19 protein-coding genes and 1 tRNA gene are annotated in these 25,722 nt (G+C 46.6%); 9 read left to right on the top strand and 11 right to left on the bottom strand.

What is annotated here, in order from left to right; translation table 11 throughout:
- Nucleotides 1–30: 30 nt before the first annotated feature.
- Nucleotides 31–1,239, bottom strand: a complete 1,209-nt coding sequence (locus KIT90_RS02520; protein ID WP_005438212.1) for a NupC/NupG family nucleoside CNT transporter — start codon at nt 1,237–1,239, stop codon at nt 31–33.
- Between the two features lie 561 nt (nt 1,240–1,800).
- Between KIT90_RS02520 and KIT90_RS02515 the strand changes: the two genes are divergently transcribed.
- Both KIT90_RS02515 and KIT90_RS02510 read left to right on the top strand, forming a co-directional pair.
- Nucleotides 1,801–1,884: transfer RNA gene (locus tag KIT90_RS02515), tRNA-Leu, on the top strand.
- A gap of 31 nt (nt 1,885–1,915) precedes the next feature.
- Nucleotides 1,916–2,527, top strand: a complete 612-nt coding sequence (locus tag KIT90_RS02510) for a DUF2913 family protein (protein WP_005438213.1) — start codon at nt 1,916–1,918, stop codon at nt 2,525–2,527.
- 65 nt (nt 2,528–2,592) lie between these two features.
- On the opposite strand, the gene KIT90_RS02505 is transcribed toward KIT90_RS02510, so the two are convergent.
- The gene (locus KIT90_RS02505) at nt 2,593–3,993 is read right to left on the bottom strand and encodes a tryptophanase (RefSeq protein WP_009705100.1); all 1,401 of its coding nucleotides are present in this window, start codon (nt 3,991–3,993) and stop codon (nt 2,593–2,595) included.
- Between the two features lie 414 nt (nt 3,994–4,407).
- The gene (locus KIT90_RS02500; RefSeq protein WP_285375011.1) at nt 4,408–5,652 is read right to left on the bottom strand and encodes an NADH:ubiquinone reductase (Na(+)-transporting) subunit B; all 1,245 of its coding nucleotides are present in this window, start codon (nt 5,650–5,652) and stop codon (nt 4,408–4,410) included.
- 169 nt (nt 5,653–5,821) lie between these two features.
- Between KIT90_RS02500 and KIT90_RS02495 the strand changes: the two genes are divergently transcribed.
- Nucleotides 5,822–6,229, top strand: coding sequence for a cystatin domain protein (locus KIT90_RS02495; protein WP_020195177.1), 408 nt, complete (start codon nt 5,822–5,824; stop codon nt 6,227–6,229).
- A gap of 47 nt (nt 6,230–6,276) precedes the next feature.
- Here KIT90_RS02495 and lhgO read toward each other — a convergent pair whose 3' ends face one another.
- The 3 genes from lhgO to KIT90_RS02480 form a co-directional block, all read right to left on the bottom strand.
- Entirely contained in the window at nt 6,277–7,503 is a 1,227-nt protein-coding gene (lhgO, locus tag KIT90_RS02490; protein WP_285375007.1) for an L-2-hydroxyglutarate oxidase, read from the bottom strand.
- A gap of 8 nt (nt 7,504–7,511) precedes the next feature.
- Nucleotides 7,512–9,635 carry a TRAP transporter permease gene (locus KIT90_RS02485; protein ID WP_285375005.1) on the bottom strand — a complete coding sequence of 708 codons (2,124 nt, stop codon included), beginning with the start codon at nt 9,633–9,635 and terminating at the stop codon, nt 7,512–7,514.
- 88 nt (nt 9,636–9,723) lie between these two features.
- Nucleotides 9,724–10,734: a TAXI family TRAP transporter solute-binding subunit gene (locus KIT90_RS02480; protein ID WP_005374185.1), complete on the bottom strand. Its 1,011-nt coding sequence runs from the start codon at nt 10,732–10,734 to the stop codon at nt 9,724–9,726.
- Between the two features lie 836 nt (nt 10,735–11,570).
- On the opposite strand from KIT90_RS02480, the gene brnQ reads away from it, so the two are divergent.
- Nucleotides 11,571–12,881, top strand: a complete 1,311-nt coding sequence (brnQ, locus tag KIT90_RS02475; RefSeq protein ID WP_285375003.1) for a branched-chain amino acid transport system II carrier protein — start codon at nt 11,571–11,573, stop codon at nt 12,879–12,881.
- A gap of 64 nt (nt 12,882–12,945) precedes the next feature.
- Here the strand turns inward: brnQ and KIT90_RS02470 are convergent, their stop codons facing one another.
- The gene (locus tag KIT90_RS02470; RefSeq protein WP_285375000.1) at nt 12,946–14,295 is read right to left on the bottom strand and encodes a sigma-54 dependent transcriptional regulator; all 1,350 of its coding nucleotides are present in this window, start codon (nt 14,293–14,295) and stop codon (nt 12,946–12,948) included.
- 177 nt (nt 14,296–14,472) lie between these two features.
- Between KIT90_RS02470 and KIT90_RS02465 the strand changes: the two genes are divergently transcribed.
- Together KIT90_RS02465 and KIT90_RS02460 are read left to right on the top strand one after the other, a co-directional pair.
- Nucleotides 14,473–16,533: a sensor histidine kinase gene (locus tag KIT90_RS02465; protein WP_285374997.1), complete on the top strand. Its 2,061-nt coding sequence runs from the start codon at nt 14,473–14,475 to the stop codon at nt 16,531–16,533.
- A gap of 147 nt (nt 16,534–16,680) precedes the next feature.
- On the top strand, nt 16,681–18,072 hold the full coding sequence (locus KIT90_RS02460; protein WP_285374994.1) for a glycoside hydrolase family 1 protein: 1,392 nt from the start codon (nt 16,681–16,683) through the stop codon (nt 18,070–18,072).
- 118 nt (nt 18,073–18,190) lie between these two features.
- Here KIT90_RS02460 and KIT90_RS02455 read toward each other — a convergent pair whose 3' ends face one another.
- Nucleotides 18,191–20,227, bottom strand: a complete 2,037-nt coding sequence (locus KIT90_RS02455) for a PhoX family phosphatase (RefSeq protein WP_009705113.1) — start codon at nt 20,225–20,227, stop codon at nt 18,191–18,193.
- 219 nt (nt 20,228–20,446) lie between these two features.
- Here KIT90_RS02455 and KIT90_RS02450 point away from each other — a divergent pair, with 219 nt between their 5' ends.
- Nucleotides 20,447–20,785 (top strand): YggL family protein, encoded by a 339-nt coding sequence (locus KIT90_RS02450; protein ID WP_005438242.1) that lies wholly within the window; start codon nt 20,447–20,449, stop codon nt 20,783–20,785.
- 697 nt (nt 20,786–21,482) lie between these two features.
- Here the strand turns inward: KIT90_RS02450 and KIT90_RS02445 are convergent.
- Nucleotides 21,483–22,349: an AraC family transcriptional regulator gene (locus KIT90_RS02445; protein ID WP_285374988.1), complete on the bottom strand. Its 867-nt coding sequence runs from the start codon at nt 22,347–22,349 to the stop codon at nt 21,483–21,485.
- Between the two features lie 167 nt (nt 22,350–22,516).
- Between KIT90_RS02445 and KIT90_RS02440 the strand changes: the two genes are divergently transcribed.
- Nucleotides 22,517–22,762: a hypothetical protein gene (locus tag KIT90_RS02440; RefSeq protein ID WP_285336116.1), complete on the top strand. Its 246-nt coding sequence runs from the start codon at nt 22,517–22,519 to the stop codon at nt 22,760–22,762.
- 527 nt (nt 22,763–23,289) lie between these two features.
- On the top strand, nt 23,290–24,189 hold the full coding sequence (locus KIT90_RS02435) for a LysR family transcriptional regulator (RefSeq protein ID WP_038896566.1): 900 nt from the start codon (nt 23,290–23,292) through the stop codon (nt 24,187–24,189).
- On the opposite strand, the gene KIT90_RS02430 is transcribed toward KIT90_RS02435, so the two are convergent.
- Both KIT90_RS02430 and KIT90_RS02425 read right to left on the bottom strand, forming a co-directional pair.
- Complete coding sequence (locus KIT90_RS02430; RefSeq protein ID WP_285374984.1) at nt 24,157–24,501, bottom strand: DUF5329 family protein; 345 nt, start codon at nt 24,499–24,501, stop codon at nt 24,157–24,159. The genes KIT90_RS02435 and KIT90_RS02430 overlap by 33 nt on opposite strands.
- Nucleotides 24,502–24,591: 90 nt before the next feature.
- The gene (locus KIT90_RS02425; RefSeq protein ID WP_285374981.1) at nt 24,592–25,605 is read right to left on the bottom strand and encodes an MBL fold metallo-hydrolase; all 1,014 of its coding nucleotides are present in this window, start codon (nt 25,603–25,605) and stop codon (nt 24,592–24,594) included.
- Nucleotides 25,606–25,722: the final 117 nt, after the last annotated feature.

Here is a 25,722-nt window from a genome sequence, read left to right as displayed (position 1 = left end):
CATTAAAGTATTTTATGTGCTGGCATTCCTTTATAGCGAGATAAAGATACCCGCCAAACATGCACTCATTAGGTTAGCTAGCGTGCCTGCTGCTACCGCTTTCAGACCCATGTTCGCTACGTCTTTACGACGCTCTGGAGCCATCACACCGATAGAACCAAGTTGAATGGCAATAGAACCGATGTTTGCGAAACCACACAGCGCAAACGTGATGATCACTTGTGTGTGTTCAGTCAGCGTTGCTTTATGTTGTACGAAGTCGATGAATGCCACGAATTCGTTCATTACGATTTTCTGACCGATGTAAGAACCAGCCGCTAGAACTTCGTGACTAGGCACACCAATCAACCAAGCAAGAGGAGCAAATAGGTAGCCAAAGATTGCCTGTAGCGTGATACCCGCAAAGCCGAACATTTCGCCTAGGTTTTCCAGACCCGTGTTCACCATCGCAATCACACTCACAAACGCGATCAGCATTGTACCTACCGCAACCGCGACTTTCATACCGCCCATCGCACCGCTTGCTAGCGCGTCGATCACGTTGCTTTCTTCTGATTTGTCTAGCTCGATGTTGTTGTAATCGCTTGGTGTTTGACGCTCTGGCACAATGATTTTTGCCATCAGCAAGCTACCTGGTGCTGCCATGAAGCTTGCTGCGATTAGGTATTTCAGCTCTACACCTAGACCTGCGTAACCGCCTAGAACACTACCCGCTACTGATGCCATACCACCCGCCATTACCGCGAACAGTTCTGAACGAGTCATGTTTTGCAAGAAAGGACGGATAAGAAGTGGCGATTCGCCTTGAGATAGGAAGATGTTACCTGTTGCAACAAGAGATTCTGCTTTGCTGGTACCCAAGAATTTTTGGATTGCACCACCGATAAATTGAATCACTTTTTGCATGATGCCCAAGTAGTAAAGGGCAGAGATAAGAGCGCTGAAGAAGATAATGATAGGAAGAACGCGAACCGCGAAGATGAAGCCAGTAGAAGCAAGGTCACCAAAGAGGAATTTGATGCCTTCATCGGCAAAACTTAATAACCCTGCAACACCACTACTCAAACTCGCCAGTGCCGCTTGCCCCCAAGGGAAATAAAGCACTAAAGCTGCAAAACCCATTTGAAGCAACAATGCTCGAGACACGGTTTTCCAATTGATTGAAGAACGGCTCTCTGACAGCAGGAACGCACAACCTAGTAGTGCAACAATACCAAATAGACTAAATAGAACACTCATGAATCGGACCTACTGAACGTTGAAAAAGAAAGGAGCGCCAAAAGCATTGGCAGAAGAAAGAGACAACGTATCGAGTGACCATGCACTCGCAGATCCAGATTGGAGGAAGAACGGATAGTTCGACATCTTATTTTTACCTTATACAAGCAATTGAACGTAGCTGGTCCGGTCCGTGGGGTCATTCACTGCTAGAGAGTTCGTAACTCATCTCGCTCCATGTGACGGCTTGTATGGGTAAGGGTCCTGAACAACGAACCCTAATTCCCGCTTAAACGGGTCGCAAGTATAGCCATCAAAACGAGAGTTTCATCACATTTATTTACGCAAACGTTCAAGCGTTCATAATTTGAGCAAAGATGCCTTTTTATGGTCATACTTGTAGGGAAAATAGGGGTATTAGGAGGGAAAGATAGGATGAAATGGCTAAAAATGAACAATAAATGTTCAGTTGAACACCAAAGACCAAAAATGAGCAATTTTGCTCTCGCCAATCTATGGATTTTGGATATACAATTTGGAACGCTTCATTCCGAAGCCTCTGTGTATTCAGAGCATCATGATGCCGAGATGGTGAAATTGGTAGACACGCTAGCATGAGGTGCTAGTGCCTTTGGTGTGAGGGTTCGAGTCCCTCTCTCGGCACCATTCCTTTCTTTACAAAGAAATTTAGAGTGTAATGCAAAGTTCTAAGCAGGCAAAACAATCCGCGGACGCTAATCAATTACTTAGCGAACTTGCGGTGCACGCTTTATTACACCTGCACTTCAAAATCCATGCGTCATCGCGAATTATCCCCTTAAAAGAACGTAACGACTTGCTCCAGAAGTGGTTAAAACCGAAACTAAAAAGCAATCGCTACAAACTGATTAAAAAGCCATTAAAGTCTCTGACTCAACAGGCAAAAGGGGAAAATGGCAATTTAGAAGCCTTACTCGAACGTTGTGTAGGTGCCGATAAACCAGGAAACCCACAGCCTCACCTCGACAGTTACCTACTGTTGATCAATGAAGTTGAGAAAAAACTGGGTACGACTGTACTACTTTCTCGTCCGGAAGATGTGGATCTTTCCCACGACCAACATGGTTGCTTGTTGTGTGTGTTGTCAGAGAACTTAAACCAACACTTCGACGACAATAACGCCTTAATCGCACCAATTTCGATGCTTTTCCGCGGGCCAATGAGCCAACGTTCGTTGTTCCTAGGTAGTATTTATGCGAATAACACCTTCAATTACGAAGTGTTGTATCAAGACGAGCAATTTGTGCGAATCACGCTAGAGCTAGCGTAATCGCAAACGGCAAAGATGAAAAAGGCTGCGAACACCGCAGCCTTTTGCTTTTCTAGAAACCCATCTTATTCAATATTATGAAAACGTGCAGTGAAGTGACGAAGCACTGGCGGCTCGTAATCAAAGGTTAACCCCTTCAACTCATGCGCTCGGTCCTTCAACTCAATGATTGCATCGGCGATGTAGTCCATATGGTCGTTGGTGTACACACGACGCGGAATGGTCAAACGCATCAACTCTAGCTCAGAAGCTTTCTGTTCACCTGTTTCCGGATCTCGACCAAGTAACAGCGAACCAATCTCTACCGCTCGAATTCCCGCCTCTAAGTACAAAGCATTACACAACACTTGTGCAGGGAATTGCTCTGGTGGGATATGAGGCAAAATCTTAGCCGCATCAACAAAGACGGCATGACCACCCGTTGGGTATTGGATTGGAATGCCTCCTTCGCGCAGACGCTCACCCAAGTACTGAACTTGGCTAATGCGGTAGTGAAGGTAATCTTCATCAGCGCCTTCATACAGACCACGAGCCAAAGCTTCCATATCACGGCCAGCCATACCACCGTAAGTGACAAAACCTTCCATCGGAACGCATCGTGTTTGTACCGCTTGGAACAACTCTTGGTGATCGCGAATACAGCACATACCACCAATGTTCACCATTGGGTCTTTCTTTGCAGACATGGTGAGCATATCGCCGTACTGGTACATCTCACGGATGATTTCCAGAATCGACTTGTTCTCGTAACCCGCTTCACGCTGCTTGATAAAGTAAGCGTTTTCGCAGTAGCGAGCTGAATCGATCACCACAGGGATGTCGTACTTGGTTGCGATTTCGTACACGCTGCGCATGTTTTCCATCGACACAGGCTGACCACCAGAACTGTTACACGTGACCGTGGTGATGATCGCACAGATGTTATGAGAACCATGTTCTTCAATCGTTGCCACCAGCTTATTGAGGTCAAAGTTCCCCTTCCAGTCGTATGGCGTGGTGGTGTCAAACGCTTCTTCCGTCACTACGTTTATCGCTTTACCGCCATTGAGTTCAATGTGGCCCGCTGTAGTATCGAAATGGTAGTTAGAGATGAACACTGGAGTCTCACCTCCACGAACCTGACGCATACGCTCAATCAAGGCTGGGAACAAGATTTGCTCGGCACCACGGCCTTGGTGCGCTGGCACAGTAAGCTTGTAGCCAAAGAAATGCTCTACTGCATCACACAAGTTGTAGTAGTTGCGACTCCCCGCGTAGGACTCATCACCCATCATGATGCCTGCCCACTGATTGTCACTCATAGCACCAGTGCCAGAGTCGGTCAGCAAGTCGATGTAAACATCATCACTGCGAAGAAGAAATGGGTTAAAACCTGCTTGTTTAAGGGCAATCTCTCTGTCAGCCAATGTTGTCATTTTGATTGGCTCAACCATTTTAATGCGGAACGGTTCTGGGATACGTTTCATTATTAATTTCCTTATACGCATTGCTTTGCGCGAATAAGCGCAATCTGCTTCAATTTCTTGATTTTTATTAGAAAAATAGAAAGGTTCAATGCGGGCGCATTGAGGAAATTAACGAAGAGAGATTTTACTGAGAAGGGACAAACCGTAATCGAGGTTATACCAGAACGACAGCACTAAACGGCTATCAAGAATATCCTTAATTCTCGTCATTCTCGTCCTCCTGATCTAAATAAAGTAAAGGTCAGTGACACTGCGCCGCTGACCTTTTCACTATAGAGCAAGATTTAAACAATTTTCAGTGAACCCGCCCTCACTTTTCATACCAATAAACTATAAAATTCCAAGTTTTTAAGGACTTATTAGCAACCCGTTGCAGGTAGAAACCTCAATATAATTAGGGCTACTTATTGCAAATCACCCTGCGGCACGGCGCTTGACTCTACGTTTGATATTCTGCTCTTTCACCATGTAATCAAACAACGGCGCAAACAAGTTAGCGAACAAAATGGCAAGCATAATGCCCTCAGGGTAAGCAGGGTTGAGCACTCGGATAAATATCGTCATCACACCAATTAAAATCCCGTAAGCCCACTTGCCACCATTGGTGAAGGCAGCCGATACGGGGTCTGTCGCCATAAAGAAAGTACCAAACGCGACACCACCAATCACAAAGTGCCAATAGAAAGGCATAGAGAACATAGGATTCGTATTCGAACCGATAGCATTAAGCAATAACGACGTCACGGCTAAGCCAACAAAGACACCCGCAACAATCCGCCACGACGCGATCTTCATAAAGATCAGCACTAGGCCTGTAAGCGCGATCAGCAGGGTCGAGACTTCTCCCATTGAACCCGGCAAATTACCGACGAAAGCGTCCATCCAAGAGATAGGCTGGCCTGTCATGTTGTTGGTCAAAGCGCTCTGACCCCCTTCGTACCATTGGCTCAGCGGTGTAGCGCCAGAGTAACCATCTGCCGCAACCCAAACAGCGCCGCCAGACATGTTTGCGGGATAAGCAAAGTACAAGAACGCGCGACCAGCCAATGCGGGGTTTAAGAAGTTACGCCCCGTACCACCGAAGATCTCTTTCGCTACCACGATACCGAAAGTAATACCTAACGCGGCTTGCCACAACGGAATGGTGGGCGGGAGAATTAACGCAAACAGAATGGAGCTAACAAAGAAACCTTCATTCACCTCATGCTTGCGGACGATAGCAAACAGCACTTCCCAAAAGCCGCCAACTACAAACACAGTCGCGTAGACAGGCAAAAAGTAGGTTGCACCGACCAGCATTTTACTCGCCCAACTCGCTTGGCTCGCCGCCTCTACTGAACCCCAAACCCAACTCAGCCCCCAAGAGGCATCAATGGCTTGTTGTGCGGCAGCTTGCTCAAGGCCGTACAGCAAAGCATCACTGGATTGCTGACCGATGTTATACATACCCCAAAACATCGCAGGGAATACGGCCAACCACACCATAATCATGATGCGCTTCAAATCGATGCTGTCTCGAACATGGGTAACGCCGTGGTTCACTTTACCCGGCGTATAAAAAAGGGTTTCAACAGCTTCGAAGAGTGGGTAGAACTTGTGGTATTGGCCTCCCGGTTCAAACTTTGGTGAGACCTTTTCAAAATAATGCTTCAGACTCATAACGTCTCCTCCTCTAAAGAGTGTTACGAGCCGCTATCAAAAGCGATCGTTTTTAGCCTGTTTAACTCCCCCATTACGTATTTATCTGTTGGCACAGAAGACCTTACTATTATGTAAACCGTGAAAGGCGTGCTTATACTCAATCAATAACAAAACAATGGAGTGGATTATGAAGTTAAGGATGATGTGGACCGCGATGATGTCGTTGGCCGCTTTTTCATTTGCAGGTAACGCATTGGCCGTAGACAAGCAAATGTCTCCTGGTTTGAAGAAGAAAATGCAAGCGATCTGCGGTTCGAAAGGCGGTGTCCCTGGAGGCTGGCAAGTGGCGAAAGTGACACCGGATGCCGAACGCTCGCTCAGCATGATTCTGCATCAAATGAATGCGACAGATAAGCTAAAGCAAATCAATGATGTCAGAACTCAAATCGTCGGCGGTACACACTATGCGATGGAGTTCGAGCTTAAAGATGGAGAAGTCTGGAACGCGATTGTCCTGCACAGTGCTCGCGGCGATTACATGATAGAAAGGCATGCCAAGAAAGGCGAGCTCTGCCCTAAAGATGGCAGCTCCTAATTCCCAGATTCAAATACAATAAAGGCGACAATGATGTCGCCTTTGTTTTATACCGTTTTCGCCTCTATCTTCTCATTCACTTTATCGCAAATGTATTCCCCAATCGGCATTGCAGATGTCGCTGCGGGTGAGGGTGCGTTGCAAACGTGTAGGCTTCTTGCGCTCTCGGCAAACAAAAAGTCATGAACCAAGGTGCCATCGGATAACACTGCTTGCGCACGAATACCCGCAGGATATGGTTTGAGATCGTCGACCTTGATGCTAGGGCAATATTTGTTGACCAACTTGAGGTAGCCCGGCTTCCACCACGAGTTCTTAAACTCATCCAGTCCGGTTTTTAGATGCTTTTGTGTCACCTTCCAGAAACCGGAGAAGCTCAGCATTTGCATGGTATCTTGCAGGCTAAAGTTAACCTTGTCGTACCCTTCTCGCTTCCAGCCTTGCACCGCGTTTGGACCGACGGTCACACTGCCGTCAATCATGCGAGTCAGGTGGACACCCAAGAAAGGCAAGTCAGGGTCTGGAATTGGATAAATAAGATGATTCACCACCTGGTCGTGTTTGCTATCTAAGCGGTAGTATTCACCACGATAAGGAATGATTTGGAAATCGGTCGGAATAGACATCATCTTAGTCATGCGATCCGCCATCAAGCCGCTGCAAGTGACCAAGAATTTGGCATTGAGCTGCATCGTTTGACCGTCTGAAATGCAGGTCAGTTGGACTTCTTCATCCTTCTCTTCGGCAGCCACAACTTTGGTCCTAAGGCTGATTTGCCCTCCGAGCTTTTTGAACTCTTCCGCCATCTGCTCAGTGACCAAACGATAATCGACAATACTGGTGGTTTTGACATAAATCGCGCCCAAGCCCGTGATGTTTGGCTCAGCGAGTTTAAGCTGAACTTCATCGAGTAGCTTTACGTCAATGCCGTTGACATGGCAGCGCTCATAGAGGGCATTCATGCGTTCGACTTCTTGCTCATTGGTCGCAACCAATAACTTGCCACAGTTCTCCACCGGAATACCGTGCTCAGCACAGAACGAAATAGTTCGCTCTACCCCGCGCTTACAAAAATCGGCTTTTAAGCTGCCCGGAGCATAGTACACCCCGGCATGAATCACGCCGCTATTGTGTCCGGTTTGGTGCTTGGCAAAACCGGACTCTTTCTCAACCAATAAAATGGATTTGTTTGGGTGACGTTGCTGCAGTTGCCATGCCGTCGACACACCAACGATACCGCCACCGACAATGATGTAGTCATAGACTGATTTCATACGACCTCTTATAAAACCGATAGTTGAGATTGTTGCAATTTGAACTTGCGACCACTGTAAATGAATACCGCGACAAATACCGCGCAGCTTGCCACACGAAGCAACATTGGGATGTCGTGCCAAACCAGCAATGTACCCACCACTACCAACAAGAGACGCGTCAGAATGTTTAGAGGACCTTCCAAGTAACCTTCAATCGCACCAATCAATGCATAGGTTCCGATGATGGCGAAGAAGCCCACGGTAATTACCGACGTTACATCCCAACTTACTAAGCCTGTGTAAGCAATCAGCAGCGGTACAAGATACAAACCTTTAGCGATTTTCCATGCCATCAAACCGGTACGCATTGGCGGTGTTTTCGCGATGGTTGCCGCAGCAAAGGCGGTCAAACACACTGGAGGCGTAACGTTGCTGTCTTGCGATAACCAGAAGATGATGAGGTGAGCAGCCAGCAATGCCAAGCCTACCGCTTCCATACCCAAACTTTGCTCTAATAGAGTTTCCATAAAGTCCGCAGGCACTAGCGCCACCATTTCTTTTGCGGTTTCCAACGCCATTGGTGCGTTAAGCAGTTCCAGCTTTTCTGGCGCCGCCAACATAAAAATGGCTTTTGCTTGTTCAGGCAGTTGACCCGACACCATCAATTCAAGCAATTGGTTTTCCGCAATTAACTTGTAAAGCGCAGGGGCAGACAGAGTACCCAATACAATATACGCCGCTGTCACAGGTAAACCCATACCTAAAACAAGAGAAGCGAGCGCAATCAGAACGATCATGATGAACAAGTCGCCATTCGCCCAACCGTCGATCATCAGTGAGAACGTGTTGCCGATACCCGTTGTGCTGATCACATTGATCACCAGACCAATACCCACCAGCAATACGGCAGTTGTCGCCATGTTTTTCGCGCCTTGCGAAAGTGCTTCGATGATCGCTTTTGGTCCCATCTTGTGATCTTTCGAGAACCAAGACGCCACCACCACTGAGATGATCGACAAGCCCGCGGCGTAAGTCGGTGTAAAACCTTGAACCAACAAAGTAACCAATACCGCCAGCGGGATAAGGTTGTGCCAACCGCTGATCAGCACTTTCAGTAGAGATTCATCGCTGGTCGTGATTTTTTGAACGCCGCTGCGTTTAGCTTCAATACGCACAAAGAACGCCACAGACAAGAAATAGATAAGAGCAGGAATGAAAGAAACTGCGATGATATCGACATAAGGAATTTGCGTGTAAGACGCCATGATGAAAGCACCCGCCCCCATCACTGGTGGCATCAACTGACCACCTGTCGACGCTGCAGCTTCAACCCCCGCCGCAAAGCGCGAAGGAAAACCTGCTTTTTGCATTAAAGGAATACTGATAACACCGGTGGAAACCGTATTTGCCACACTAGAGCCCGATACTGAGCCCATCAAACCGGAGCCAATCACCGCAATAAAACCCGGACCGCCGATGATTTTTCCAGCCGCAGCACGAGCCACATTGATGATGTAATCACCAACACCAGAGCGCACAAGAAACGCACCAAACAGAATGAACATGAATACGAAAGTCCAGCTGATGCGCGAGATAGAACCAAACATGCCCTCGGAAGAATAGAAGCTACGGTAGAGCAAGGTTTCCATGCTCAAACCCGGGAAGTGGAAAATACCTGTCGCCCACTTACCCCAAAGCACAACGTAGCTTAAACACACCACAATCAGCACTGGAATAAACCAACCCATGGTGCGTCGAATCAGCTCAATAACAATCAGGATTGCCATGATGGCGAAGACCCAATCGCTGGTCACAAACTTCACACCGCGTTCATATAGCGCATCTTCGGCATAGGGAATGTAGAGCAAACACGCGACCGCGCCCATGGCAATCAACACATCGATGCCGAGTGCAATCTTACTCTGCTTGAGAGAGATATGAGCCGGATACCAAAGCGCACAAATCACCGCAAAGCCAGCAAAGTGGGTCGCGGAAATCCATAACTCTGGTAACGTCGATAAGGTATTAAACCAAATGTGCAAAGCAGACAACACCACGCCAAACACTGTAATTGTGGTGGTTACCCACGGAAAATCAGTGCGTGTGGGCAGCTCAAACTTCTGCAATTCCTTTTCTATTGAGTCGCTCATCTCATACTCCAAGCTCTGGCGGCTTTTTCCATCTTAGAAATCGGTAGGGATAAAATGCCCCGAGCCGAAACTCGGGGCGAAGTAGGCGTTATTTCGCCATTAGGTCTGATGGGATTTCGATGCCCATTTCTTTGTAGTAACGCGCCGCGCCTGGGTGAAGAGGCACTGGCAAGCCAGCAATCGCTTTCTCAATCGCCATTGCTTTTGTTGCTTTGTGGATGCCTTGTAGGAAAGGCAGGTTCTCATAGATCGCTTTGGTTAGCTGGTAAACGTCTTCTTCCGAGATATCTTCACGAACTGCCAAGAAGTTTGGCTGTGCAATGGTAGTGATCGGCTTATCTAGACCTGGATACGTGTTCGCAGGAATTTCGTACTTCGTCCATAGGTTGTAGTTACCGTTCGCCTCTTTGATTTGCTCGTCAGTAAACGAAAGAATCGAAATGTCTTTACCCAACGCAGCAAAAGCTTGAGTAACCGCACCAACAGGTACACCTGCAGGCGTGTTCATGCCGTCAATGGTACCGTTTTGAAGTGCGCTCGCGCTGCCGCCGTAGCCCATGTAAGCAAGATTGAATTTATCAGGGTCTACCTTCAGACCTTTCATGATTTGGCGACCCGAGTTCTCAGTACCAGAGTTCTTCTTACCGATAGAGAACTTCTTGCCATCTAGGTTGTTCAGGTCAGTCACTGTGCCAGTTTTTGCTAAGTCAGAGCGAACAATAAAGTGCTCAACGTTTTGCCACAGCATAGAGACTGAACGTAGTTGTTCTTGACGACCGCTCTTCTCATAAGGACCTTCACCAGACCAAGCCCACGCACCATAAAGACCTTGTAGAATCGCGAACTGTGCTTCGTTTTCGTTCAGCAGTTTGACGTTTTCACCAGAGCCCGCAGAGCTGATAGCAGAAAGGGAGAAGTGGTGCTTTGGTGCCAATTTCACTTTGCTTAACGTCGCCAGTGCTACGCCCACAGGGTAGTAAGTACCACCTGTCGATGCCGTTGCAAGAATGTAGCTACGATCTTCTGCCGCAGCATTAGCAGCAATACCAAAAGAAGTCACAGCGACAGCCAAAGCTTTTACCAGCTTGTTCATTTTCATTATTACTCTCCGTGTAGTCGTTTCACGATTGGGGATTTACATCATGGTAAATCTTTATTAACAACAAATTCCCAAGAGCAATTGAAATGCCAACTTTTAAGTCATTGTATTTATTGACCTAAGCACAGAAAGACATCAAAAATGAGCAAAATTATGCTGATTTGGTAGCAAAGCGATGAGCAAGATCTTGCTTATTCAAGAGGAGAAGGTTGCACGCCTAGATCGCAAAAGGTTAATGAAATGTGACCAACACGAAACAAATGCCTAATTCGCTAATAAGCAATATTTTGCCGATGCAATTTTGGATTGAACTGCAACTAATAAGCGTCTTAACAATAAGAAGAAAAAGCGCATCATTCTAAACTGCTCACTTTATCAGCGGAGGTGTATAGCCTAAACGACTACAAATAGCACAAAAATACAGCAAAACAAGCCATGTTACAGAAATGAAAAGTCATTTATTCTGATTTTGAGTTTAAAAACCAGTTCGATCCACCAGTTCAGAAACAAACATTGACCGTATCAACTTATTTTCTACTTCGGGGTTGTGCCAATAGCCTCATGTTCGTTAGGGTAACTACACACCAAGGCAAACGTATTCCTTGGTGCTTTTTTGTCACTAAGGATCACTCATGTCAGCAACTGCGCAATCACAATTCGCTTTAAAACGCCCATCTGGCGTTGCTGCTGCGATCCTCCTGCTCTCTCTGGAACTGATTCAGAGCTGACAGGCTATATCTAAACTTTCTGTCAGCTTGAGAAGAAGCTGACGGGAACACCACATACTCCTCCCATTCCTTTCAGTTTCTTCCAAGCGAAACATAAGAGGAATAACAATGTTAAGCGCACGCAATATCGCCGCTTTGGGCTTCATGACTTTCGCCATGTACTTAGGCGCGGGTAACCTGATCTTCCCTCCATTTTTGGGTTACCAAGCAGGTGAAAACTTTCTGAGCGGGATGTCTGGCTTCCTCTTAACGGGCGTAGGTCTGCCTGCAATGGCACTGGTGATGGTCGCTATCGTAAACGGTTCAGACAAATTAACCGCCGCCCTACCTAAACCTTTGGCGACCAGTTTTTGGGTAATGGTATTTATCGTGATTGGTCCTGCGTTCGTGATCCCACGTGCGATTACCGTCGCTTACCAATTTAGCTTTGCACCAATGTTTGGTGATGCCGCTTTGGTACCTTTCACAATTGCTTTCTGTGTTATCACCATTTTGTTTGCGCTATACCCGGGCAAGTTAGTCGACAACCTAGGCAAGATCTTAACCCCGGCATTGATGGCTATTTTAATGATCATGTCTGTAACCGCTCTGGTTTATCCAGCCGGCGAGCTTACTACTGCAACGGGACCATATGTATCTGGCGCATTTGCTGAAGGCTTAACCCAAGGCTACATGACCATGGACGCGCTAGGTTCTATCGGTTTTGGTTGGATCATCTTCCGAGCGATTCGCAGCATGGGTGTGGATTGTCCGAAAGCCACCACAAAATACACGCTAATCGCAGCTTTGATGTACGCAGTTGCCATGGCATTTGTCTACATCTCATTGGCTTACATTGGTTCGACAAGCTCATACTTGGGTTCTGAGTTCAGTAATGGCGGCGACATTTTAACGGCATTCACCTTCAGCCACTTCGGCGCATTTGGCTCACTATTACTAGGTGCCGTGATGGTATTAGCGTGTTTGACTACTGCTATCGGCGTAACCACAGCAGGCAGTGAGTTTTACGACAACACTTTCAGCAAAGTGAACTACAAAGGCTGCGTTATCACGACCATGGTATTGGCAGGTTTGATCGCTAACGTAGGTCTAGAGCAGCTATTGGCTATCACATTACCTGCGGTTGTAGCGCTTCACCCAGTAGCGATTGCGTTGATGATCATGGCACCAGTGCGCAACAAGATGTCGCAAATCATGGTGGTCGCGACGGCGTTCACTGCTCTAACGTTTGGTTGTGTTGATGCGCTGCACATCCTAGGTTACATGCCAGAAGCCGCAAACCAATGGTTAGACAGCAACATGCCGCTGTACCACTACTTTGCAAGCTGGATTGTTCCAACCATTGCGATGGTGATTGTGGGTGTAGTCTTTACCCGCAAGGCAAACCAACAACAAGCCGAGTTGGTAAACCAAGCCTAGATTGGCAAGTACCTTAACAAATAAGTACCTCAACAAAAAACGGCTTCCTCAGAAGCCGTTTTTTCTATGTGTAATCAGAGCGATTCAAACCAAACTTCTGCATCTTTTGGTTGAGGGTTCGGCGCGGTAAATCTAACTCGACCATCACATCCGTGATTCGCCCTTGGTGTCGAAATAAGGAATCATGCAACACCTTACGTTCAAAGTTGTGGAGCTGAATCGCCAACGGAACGCCTGCTTGTGTCTCTTCGGTTGTAGAAGAGGGTCGACTGGAGAGAACTTCCATTACGGAGACGGTCTCATCCAGAGCAAAACGCATCGCGACATTCCTTAGCTCACGCACGTTCCCGGGCCAAGCGTAAGCAAGAATGGCTTTTCTATCAGCTTCACTCAGTGGGCGGCTTTCAGGGTTACTTTTCAAAGCAAAGTGTTCGAACAAGATCAACGCATCTTCTTCTCGTTCGCGTAGCGGTGGCAAATAGATCTGCGCAACATTGAGGCGATAGTACAAATCCTGACGAAACTCATCATGATCATTGAGATCTTCTTTCGCGGCGGCGATCACTCTCAAATCAACTGAGATCTGTTGATTGCCTCCAACGCGCTCAACTGTATGTTCCTGTAATGAACGTAACACTTTCACCTGCATGGACAGCGGCATACTCTCGATTTCATCAAAGAATAAAGTGCCTTTATCCGCGTATTCCAACTTACCAATGCGCTTTTTACCCGCTCCGGTAAATGCCCCTGCTTCATGCCCAAACAGCTCACTTTCAAAGAGGTTCTCAGGAATAGCTCCACAGTTGATTGGCACAAAATGATGGGTTCTACGTTGGCTTTCATTGTGCAAACTGGTCGCTACCAGCTCTTTACCACAACCAGTTTCGCCGTAAATGATCACGTTAGTATCAATGCGCGCTAACTTGGCTACTTGTTCTCTAAGCTGTTGCATCACTCGGCTTCGCCCAATCAACACCTCTTCTAAGCCGCTAACACTAGATAGGTACTCTTGGCGATCTTGAGTAGACGTTTGTGCGCGATAGCTTTCTACCGCTTCGGTCACTCGTTGGGATAAGCGCTCCGGTTGGAAAGGTTTCTCGATAAAATCGAACGCACCGTTTTGTAATGCGCCTACCGCCATATCAACGTCACCATGCCCGGTGATCAAGATAACTGGTGTTGGAATATGATTGGCAATCAGGCTTTCTAGTATCGACAAACCATCGGTGTCTGGCAGGCGAACATCACTGACAATCGCATCAAATTCTTGGCTAAGAATGGCCGCTCTGCCCTCTTCGCCTAAACTGAATGCGGTCACATCAAACCCAGCCAGTTGCAGCCATTGGCTGGTAGCCTGACGAACAATGTCATCGTCTTCGATAAGTGCAATTTTAGGGATGTCGTCAAAAGCCATGAGTTACTGCCTGCTTTATGGGGGGGAAAGAAATCGCTCTTTATTAACGGTAGCAAAAACCACTGAGGAGAAAAGGAGCTAGATCTCACTTCTTGCTTACAAGTCTTTAACATCCAACCAGTTAGGCGCACTCTTTAATGACTGTTGGTGAGAACGCACTAGCTGAATGGAGTCGGTATGCAGCGCAAAAGGAATGGCAAAACATGGCTTGTGGTCGCAATTGCGGCAGTGCTGATGTTGTCTTGCTATAGCGCCAGCAGAGAGGTGGCTCGTCAGTGGTTGAGCGTACAAACTCAAACCGAAGCTCAACAAAAACTGCTCGACTATATTGGTGAAGTTCGCCGTGCACTCAAACGCTTCTATCACCTGCCTTACCTCGTCACCAATAACCCAGAAACCATCGCTTTTGTGAAAGGGAATCTGACTTATTACGAACCGTTGCAAACCCAACTGACTCAGCTAGATAAAGCCGCCAATACGGAAGGTTGGCTAATCCTGTCAAACTCTGGCGAAGTATTGGTCTCAAGTTTGCTCGAAGAGCGCTTTAGCCTGTCTGACCGAAAAGCCATTGTGGAACAAATTCACAATCAAGGCGGCGGGGTTTCCTTGGTGAACAAAACCAAAGGTTCGAGTCCGTTGTATTACCTTGCAGCCCCTATCTACGACGGTCTGGATATCGCAGGCATTGTGGTGGTGCAGATCAACTTGAGTTTATTGACCGAACAGACCATTACTAGCCAAGACATCATTACGTTGCAGAATCGTCAACAACGCTTTTTCCTATCAAGCAGCTCGCTTTATAACGCAGACTGGTTTAACGAACCGAGCAACACCGTTCAGTTAGAAACGCAGCGCTTATACGACAACACCAATATCAGTGTGTGGACGCTCAACCAGCAACGCTATTTTGCGCACACCGTTAAATTGGATGATTTGAATTGGTACGTCAGCTACCTCACCCCTTCTAAGCCAATTCAACAAACCATCAACGTGATTGGTTGGAGCGTAGCAGCGCTGCTCTTATTGGTTGTATTGCTCGTCATCATTGGCTTACAACGACGACAAAAGCACATCAATCAACAGCGAATTCAAGCCCTGTTGGAAGAGTCCCAACGCCGCTTGAAACAGATGATCAATAAGACCCACGTTGGTTTGCTATTGATTGATGAACAAGGCCAACTATTCGATCTCAACCCAATGGCGAAGCGTTTGTTCTGTTTGCCAGAAAGCGTCAATCGACACGCTTTTGCTTGGGAGCTATTCGACGCAGGCAATCCCAATTCCACCACACTCAAGTTGCTTAAGGATTTACCTAAACATAAAGAGCTCGCAGAGATCAGCACGGTCGAAACCATTGCCAGACGCAGCGATGGAAGCGTCTTTCCTGTCCTCTTCTCGCTGACCAGTTTCCCTTGGCATGGTGAGCAGTATTTCCTTGCAACAATCATCGACATCAGCAAGCGGAAAAAAGCCGAGCAGTCACTGCAACAGGTCAACCAAGAACTGGCGCAGCGAGTAGAAGAGCGCACTCAAGCGCTAAAAGAAGCGCAAAGCCAGTTAATTGAATCGAGCAAAATGGCCGCCTTGGGTCGCATGTCGAGCGCGATCACTCATGAGCTCAATCAGCCACTGACAGGCTTGCGTACCCTGCTTACAACAAACGAACTGTTAGCAGAACGTGGCGAAACCGAAATGATGAAAGCCAACAATGTTTTGGTGCAGAAGCTGATTGATCGCATGGCAAGCATGACTAGCCAGTTAAAGACGTTCGCCTACAACAAGCCAGAAAGCCTACAAGCGATTTCTCTTACCTCCGCACTCGAAGAGACCTTACGCGTTTATCAATCCCAATTAGACAAGGTGGACGTGCGTGTTCGGGTTCCTCATGATTTACCCGACATCATGGGTGAAGAACAACGACTGCTTCAGGTGCTCGGTAATCTTGTCTCGAATGCGCTAGACGCGATGCACCATACCACCAACCCGCAGCTCAGCTTGATCGTCAACCCAACCGGTAATCAGGTCGAACTGATCGTCAGTGACAATGGCTGCGGCGTGTCGGATGAGATACTTGAATCCATGTTCGAACCCTTCCAAACCTCAAAGAAAATTGGTGAAGGCTTAGGGCTGGGTTTAGCGATTACGGCTAACAATATGCGTGATATGAACGGACAAATTAGCGTGCATAAGAATGAACAACATGGGCTGACTTTCACTCTATTGTTCAAATCAGCCTAAGTTGATATTGATTACAAAATCATCATTAGAACTAGGCATCCCCGCTGTTTGAGAAAAACACGATCTCGATACAAGAATCCCTCCTTGACCTACACTATTCTCAAGCAAATAAAACGAATAACTTCCGAACGATAAAGAGTGAGAAACATGATTAAGTTTCCTGAACATTTTCTTTGGGGCGGTGCTATTGCTGCAAACCAAGTAGAAGGGTCGTACAACCTTGGGGGTAAAGGGTTATCGACATCAGACATGCTGCCAAACGGTATTTTGAGTCCGCATCAAACTCGTGAAGAGCGTACGCCGGGTATCAAAGACGTAGCGATCGACTTCTACAATCGCTACCCAGAAGACATTGCGCTATTTAAAGAGATGGGCTTTAACTGTCTGCGCCTATCTTTGGCTTGGAGCCGCATCTTCCCGAACGGTGACGAGCTAGAACCGAACGAAGAAGGTTTGGCGTTCTACGATAAAATCTTTGACGAACTTGCCGAGCATAACATCCAACCTTTCGTGACCTTATCTCACTACGAAATGCCTTACGCACTGGTCGAGAACTACGGTGGTTGGGGCGATCGTCGCGTCATCGAATTCTTCGAACGTTATGCTCGAACTGTGCTGGAGCGCTACAAAGACAAAGTAAAACTGTGGCTAACCTTCAACGAAATCAACATGTCTCTGCACGCACCATTTACTGGTGTCGGCTTGCAGGAAGACGCCAATGAACAAGAGATTTACCAAGCGATTCACCACCAACTAGTCGCAAACGCAAAAGCGGTAAAACTTTGTCAGCAAATCGTACCAAACGGCAAGATTGGTAACATGTTGCTTGGCGCAATCAACTATCCATACACCTGTAATCCTGATGACGTGCTGGCTGCAATGCATGAAAACAACAAGTGGTTGTTCTTCGGTGATGTACAAACACGTGGTCAGTACCCAGGCTACATGAAGCGTTACTTCCGTGAAAATGGCATTGAAATTCAGATGGAAGCAGGCGACTTAGAAGAAATTGCGTCTGCGAGTGTCGATTTCATCTCATTCAGCTACTACGCAAGTGGCTGTGCAAGTGCGGATCCGAAACAGAAAGAAGTAGGTAACATCGTCGATAGCGTACCAAACCCATACCTTGAAAAGAGCCAATGGGGCTGGCTGATCGATCCAAAAGGTCTTCGCGTTCTGCTGAACTTCCTTCACGATCGCTACCAAAAGCCACTGTTCGTAGTAGAAAATGGCTTAGGCGCGCGTGATGAAATCGACGAAAACGGTGAGATTCAAGATGATTACCGCATCGCTTACTTGAACGACCATCTTGTACAAGCACATGAAGCAATTTTGGATGGCGTTGAGCTGATGGGCTTCACCAGTTGGGGACCAATCGATTTGGTCGCGAACTCAACCGCTGAAATGAGCAAACGTTACGGTTACATCTACGTTGATCGCCACAACGATGGTCAAGGTACGTTAGAACGTAAACGTAAGAAGAGCTTCTTCTGGTATCAAGATGTGATTCGCACTGCGGGCGGCTCGCTGAAAAACTAAGCTTATTATCTAGATACAAGCCTAGACACAAAGTGCATGTGTATTTAGATAGAAAAAACAAAGCCCTGCAAACGCAGGGCTTTTCTTATTCCCGATATTCAGTCGTATGACCTATTGGTTAAACACCAATTTCACCACCGTCTTCACGGCGAATAACCACCGTCGCGGCACGTGGACGCAGTGTCATCCCCGCAGGTGTTTCTTCTGCTGCATTGTCGCTGTAAGGCCAGTTGCCTGGGTGCTGAATGTTCACGAACAGAGACTTGTAATCTGGGCTAATGGTAAAGCCCGTCACTTCACAGCCGTTAGGGCCAACAAAGAAACGTTTCAACTCAGCTTGGTTTTCTGCACCGATCACTTCTTGTGTGCCGTTTTCATCCGTCAGCTTAGAAGGTACAACCGCAAGCATTTGGTCATTGGTGTAAGACGTCACTTCATCTGCACCGTTGTCCGTTTGAATCCACAGAATGCCGCGAGGGTCAAACGCTAAGCCGTCTGGGCTCGCAAACTGGTTAAGCTCGGTCAAGCTCGAACGGTTAGTGTCCGCATCACCGTTTGCTGGAGAACCAAACACAAAGATATCCCACGTGAAGTCCGTTGCTGCTTCGCCTTCATCCCAACGGATTACGTGACCAAACTTGTTGTTCAAACGTGGGTTTGCAGGGTTAGTTTCCTCTGTACGCTTAGTGTTATTCGTTAGCGTCAGGTAAACCGAGCCTGTGAATGGGTCAACGGTACACCACTCAGGGCGATCCATTGGCGTCGCACCAACAAGGTCAGCTGCACCCGCCGTATTCAAGATGATTTCTGCTAGAGAATTGAAGCTGTCGGCAAGTGTGCCACCAGAAACTGTCGTGCTGTCTAGCGTCAATGGTAACCAAGTACCAGAGCTGTCCTCGTTGAAGCGCGCCACATACAGTGTGCCTTCATCCATGTACTTGTCACCCATCGCCAAGCGATTATCAGGGTTAGCATCCGCAGGATCCCACGCTGCCGCAGATTCAAATTTGTATAGGTACTCAAAGCGAGAGTCGTGACCAGAGTAGAATACCACTGGTTTGCCTTCTTCAAGCTTGCCGAATGTACAGCCTTCATGGCGGAAACGACCTAGTGCAGTACGCTTCTTCGCACGTGAGTTTTGCGTGTAAGGGTCGATTTCAACAATGTAACCATGGCCGTTCGCCTCGTTACGGTAATCATCCAATGCGCTTGCGCCTGTTGGTTCTACATTAAATCGCGTGAATTCGTCCAAACGCTCTTCCGCATTACCCGCCAACGTTTCCCATAGGTAACGAGTGCTCGTGTCATCAACACCAATACGATCTTGTTCTTCAGTACGAACGCCAGCGTTAACAAAGTAACCCGGCCAGTTCTCTTCACAAGTTAGGTAAGTACCCCAAGGCGTAAAACCATTACCACAGTTGTTCAGTGTACCGCGCGCTTGGCTGCCATCTTGTGAGAAGCGAGTTACGGTCAATTCTGTATTCGCGACAGGCCCAGAAAGGTCCATGACTGTCGCGCCAGTGTAACGGCGGTTTAGTGGATCGGTATCGACTAACTTCCACATGTTGTCTTCAAGTTGAACGCGAACCACAGACACACCATGTGCGTTAATTTCTTTACGAACTTCGTCGACGATAGTACGCACACCGCCCACAGCTGTCGGACCGCTTGGGTGCAGAGCTGCGGTATCAATGTACTCGTGGTTGATACACAACAAGCCGTCAGTGTCGCTGTCGTTTAGCGAGAAAAAGTGCATGCCGTCGTGGTGCATACCCAATGCATTAAGCTGGTCGGTACTTGTGTTGCTGCCGTCGTCTTTCCAAGCGTTACCTTGTGCGTTTAAAGGCGTACCCCATGGCACCAATACTTGTGCTACGTAACCTTGCGGAATCGATACTGCGTCCGTCAGTGAGCCCGGAATCGAATCAAAGTTGAGGACTGCGCTTGAAACGCCAGAGCCGCCACCAGCAGAAGTGCCTGAACTAGAAGAGTTGCACCCAGATAGACCAAATGCGCCAAAAGCGGTCATTGCACTGATACCTAGGCCACCTTTCAGGATACTGCGTCGAGATAGGCTCGCTTCCAGTACTTCTTCAAAAGGCTTGTTATTACTCTGGTTGTAACGCGTCGCGTCGAAGGTTTCCTTACTCATGGTGTTGCTTTCCCAGTGTTAGGTTGAATTATAGGTTTGTAAATCATTGAGCGAGGGGAAGTTTGGAAGAGAAAAGTGACAGAACTAGTCTATCTTTATGAACTTTGTGTTTAGAAAATGTTATAAAGCACCCATCTATTCTATGTACTCCCGATTTTACTTGGGCTAAGCCAGATTTGGGGGTATAAGGTGTACTCAAATCATCCACGAGAGATAATCATGAAACTAGATAAAATCGATAACAAAAATCGTCGTCTGCGTAAGAAGCTATTCCTAGGTGAATTCGCGATCCTAGGCTTTGAAATCAGCTGTGAAACAGACATCAACGACTTCGACCGTTACGATGCATTCGTTGATGAGTTTATCGACTACATTGATGGCCTAAACCTATGCTTTGGTGGCGGCGGTCTAGAGCTGTTTGAAGGCTTCCTATGTTCAACAGAGCGTTACGAAAGCGCAACTGAAGAACAAAAAGCACAGGTTCTAGCTTGGCTACAAGCTCGCCCAGAAGTAAGCAGCGCAAAAGCTGGCGAATTGGTTGACGCAAACTACCTGTAATTACGGAGTCACTCTGTAATAAACAGAGTTGAGCAAGTAATGAGAAAGCTGGTCTTCGGACTGGCTTTTTTGCATTTACGGCTATGGTTTTGTGCTGAAATGTTGAATCTAGAAAGAGCGGAACGTTTGGCTGTTTTTGGAAGCTTTGTTTAGGAAAGCAGGAAGCTTAGAGTCTTGGAAAGTATGGATGTGCTAGATAATTTTAGAGCTGGCATTTTATGGAAGGTTATCCGTCCATTGCCAGCTCAGTGCCATTGAGTATGGTTTACTATGCTTTTTTAGCAGTCTCAGTCTTTGTGTCTTTCCAGTATTGGATACGAACACGATGTAGCTGAGCTCTTCTCATCTTTTTCATAGCAATCTCCCTCATCTATATAGGTAACGCTCATCTTGAGCTTATTGTCTAAGGTTGTATTCCCCTTCAATCTATCGAGGAACGAATCAATTAACCGTGACTAATTTCACAACATAATGATAAAAGTAGAAGCGTTGCAGTCATTTTTTGACCAGTAAAACTGCTTTTATCTTGTTGATACGGTCAACTTACTCATCACTTATGACAGAAATATGGCAATCAAGTTCCCTATTTAACCTGTCATCGAATCTTAATAACGATTCTTAGATAACCTAGCAAATAATATACCAGTTGCACATAAATTCCAGTTTAGTACACAACAAAAGTACGCACATTCTCAAACTAAGGTTGGATTCGCTGCTGGTAATGCTGTCGGTAATCTCTCGGGGTCAGTCCCTTGTAGGTTTTAAAGTGGCGATTAAACAAAGCTTGATTGCGATAACCTACGCGTTCAAACACAATTCCTATTGGTAACTCCGTCGATTGCAACAAATCCGCGGCATGGTTGATTCTTAGCTTCATCAGACGTTGGCTAAACGGCTCTTTAAAGTGTTTTTGAAACAATCGTGTGACCGCACTTTCACTCAACGATAAGTATTTGGCTAAATCGGCTAATGTCACCTTGTTGGCAAAATGCTGCTCAAGATACGCGTTCACACTTGCGACGCGCTCTCTTTCTTGTTGCTCGTGTTCACTCATCGAAAGGTATGAATGGGTCATCAAAGTTTTCGCCGCTTCATCATGGGCAACCAAAGATAAGATATGAATGAATCTCGACAATTGCTCCATCGCGGGCACTTTCATCAACTCTTGCAGAAGATCCACGACTTGCTGTGCCGTTCGCTCAGAGAACACCACTCCTTTATTTGCGGCTTTCAACAGCGGGTCCAGTTTGCGTAACTCGGTACAATAGAACATTAGGTTCGCGATCCACTCACGCTTAAACCAAATCACATGAGTCTCACAGTTGCTTTCTACCGACGTGGAGTGAATAGAGTGAGGCACACCCGGCGCAATTAACAGCATCTGGTTGTGAGTCACCTCTAGCTCGTGATGCCCAATGTGCAAAGTCCCCGTAAAGTGACGGTGGATGACCAACTCAAAAACGTCATCGTGAAAATGGAAATCGTATTCTTTCGCTGGTTCATCAATACGACGGTAGCGCCAAGAAAAACCAGGCCTTTGCGGTACTTTTTCGATGTGCGCCATTTGATACCCCACAAGATAGTATTGTTTCACGCGCAAATAATATCAGTATTACCGACATATTCTTCATCACGCCTCAATAGTATTGATATTGAGCGGCATACTACCAACTAAGCCTCATCACGCTCCTTATTCTTCTCTTGTAAAGACAAGCTAACTAAGGAGCTTTTATGAGTAACTTTAAAACCAAGCTGCGCCAGATCATGCAAAAAACTCGTAATGAGTGGGCTGCGTTTGCGATAAAGGAAATGGGAATTTCATCCAATACCATCGCCAAATCTTATGGCTACAAGTCGAGTTGTGATCTTGAGCAAACTCTTAAACAAGACGAAAAAGACGCCGATTCGTACATTCGCTCGTCACCTTGTGCGAGATCTCTCACAAGCGATGTAAGCAAAACGACCATTTTTGACTAAGAACAAATCGAACAACAAACCTAACTAACTGAAAATTAATAATTATCCTTTTTTTAGCAATATTCGCTGCCAAAGTTTTTTTACCTAGCTGATTGAGAGTAATCAGCAAAACAACAATACTAAGTGTGTCGACAGGATGTTGGCGGGAACAGGAAAAAAGCCTAAAGGATTGGGTATCTTCAGGATGAAGATTTGATAGCTTAGGATGAGTTGTCAGCAAGGATGTAGTTAAGCTCTAGGATAGAGTTCGCCCGTCAGGATGATAGGCAAGAATGGACACCGCTAGGAAGGCGATGAACAAGGAACTCGGTTAAAGGACTTAGCCACAATCAAGGATAGATGCAGGGAGCACCTATTAGTAGCCGGATTGCTGCGAAAAAGAATAAGCCCCGTCTGGGAAACCAGGCGGGGTTTTATTTTGCCTGTCATTTACCATCCTCCTCTGCGTTATTCCACGCATCATGCTATTATTTCTACACTTTCTCTCGAAACGCTTTCTTTAATAAACGCTGAGCAAACAACGTCCTATGCTTAATCCAGTTTGGTTACACACATTCAAAACTCTTGTCGAAGTCGGCCACTTTACTCAGACAGCAGAAAAGCTCTATATGACCCAGCCTGGTGTCAGTCAGCACATCAAAAAGCTAGAGCAAGCTTGTCAGCACCCATTGATTAAGCGCGAGAACAAAAGCTTTGAGCTGACAGAGCAAGGCCGAATGGTGTATGCCTACGCGTTAGAGTTGGAAGAGAAAGAGAAAAACTTACTGGAAGATCTGAGCTTCGATGATCCCTTTGCAGGTCATTGCAAGCTGGCTTGTTCCGGAGCACTTGCCTTGATGCTGTTTGATCCACTGCTTGAAAAACAAACCCAGCATCGCGGCTTGTCGATTCATTTGGAAGCGGCACCGAATCAATCGATTCTCAACGGGGTTGCTGATGGCCGTATTGATATGGGCATCGTGACTTACTCTCCCAACAAGAGTGTTTTCCAAAGTGAACAAATTGGCAGAGAGGCGCTGTGTCTGATCTTACCAAAGTCCTATCATGGAAAAACGTTAACACCTGAACTACTTCGAAGTTGCGGCGTGATTGGTCACCCAGATGCTGAACATTATATGACGTTGTTTTTCGACCAATGTGCAGAACCTTTACTCAAAGAGATCAAGGTCAGTGACATGCCATTATCGGGCTACGTTAACCAACTCAGTCAGATTCTATTGCCAGTCAGCAAAGGACTGGGGTTTACCGTTTTGCCCTACAGTGCAGTGGAAAGCTTTCCACTAAGAGAAGAGTTGTATGTGGCTGAGTTAAAACAACCGGTATACGAAGATTTGTTTTTGGTGAGAAAACGCAGCCGCACACTGCCGCTGCGATACCAGACCATCAAAGAAGTATTATTGGATGTGATTGGTGGGGCTCATCAATGATGTTAGCCACTCTTCGCTGGTGATGCGTTTATCTTGGCAATCCACCCAATAGGGTTTGCCAGATAACCAGCTCTTTGATGCGACCTCTTTTATAAACACATTCACAGAATCAACGTCATCTTTGGCGTAATCCCATTTATTGCGCATGTGTTCTGCCGCTTCTTGATTGGTGTACGCCTTGCCGTTGCGGATAAAGGTGCAAGAGGATTGCTCAACTCGCTTTATCAACGTCGAGATATCTTGCTCTACCCCTGCTAGTGCAAAGGTAGGCAGAATGCTTAATACAAGTAACAGCGTCCACTTTGCTTTCATCGCATCTTTATCCCTGACCACGTAACTAATACCAAGTAACTACTAATAAGTGACTTAACTATTCTGGTGTTTGGCTGTTTAGTTCAGCCATTATTGCCACCATGCCTTAGCAGGCTGAGGCTCCGCAATAGCCAAGCGTTGACCAATCTCAGGGCTCACTAACGTTACACCGCGCTCTTCACTGATGTCTAACGCGCGTTGCATCGGTTCATTCCAATCATGCATCGACAGATCAAACGTACTGTTGTGAATTGGCATCATCACTTTGCCCTGCACATCGATGTGTGCTTGAACACTTTGCTCTGGGAACATGTGAATGTCTGACCAAAGTTCATTGTATGCGCCGGTTTCGATCATAGTGAAATCAAACGGACCGTACTTTTCACCAATCTCTTTAAAGCCATTGAAGTAACCAGAGTCACCACTGAAGAACACTTTGTGTTGCTGTGCATTAATAACCCAACTGCCCCACAGTGTCGTATCGCGGTCTGTCAAACCTCGACCAGAGAAATGCTGAGTCGGAGTCAGTGTATATTCAATGCTGTCGACAGAATGTGACTCCCACCAATCTAGCTCGATCACTTTCTCCTTAGGTACGCCCCAGTTGACTAACAACTGACCGACTTTTAACGGCACCAAGAAAGTGCCCACTTTGTCGCCTAGCACTTTAATAGAAGCTTTATCTAGGTGATCGTAATGGTCATGGCTGATCACCACCACATCGATACTTGGTAAATCTTCTAGCGTGATTGGTGTCTGGTGAAAACGTTTTGGCCCTGCCCATTGCACAGGAGATGCGCGATCACTGAATACAGGATCAGTCATCACCAGTTTGCCATCGAGCTTCATTAATACACTTGAATGACCTAAACGGTAGATAACATCATCTTGCTCTTCTAACAGTTGATTTGCAGTCATTGCATGAACCGGAATTTCAATCGTTGGCGTTGGATTGAGGCGCTCAGTCGTAAAGTAGGCTTTCATGATGCCGAACATGTCACCCAAGCTGCTTTTGTATTCCAACTCTGTGTTTGCAAATTTGTCCGGGTATGTTGGCGCTTTTTCAGTATCAACATTAGAACAAGAAATCATTGATGTACCCATCGCGAACGCTCCTACTGTGGCTAGCAAAGTTTTTTTCATAAAAAGTTAACCCGAACAAAAGTAAACTACACGGTGCAGTTTACATTCTAATTATCAAAAGTAAACTACTTAGTGTAA

Origin of the sequence: Vibrio sp. B172a, from assembly GCF_030248355.1 — a bacterium.
Classification (GTDB): Bacteria; Pseudomonadota; Gammaproteobacteria; order Enterobacterales; family Vibrionaceae; genus Vibrio; species Vibrio owensii.
Note: the sequence above shows the minus strand (reverse complement) of the source record. Positions and strands in the feature narration are given on the sequence as shown.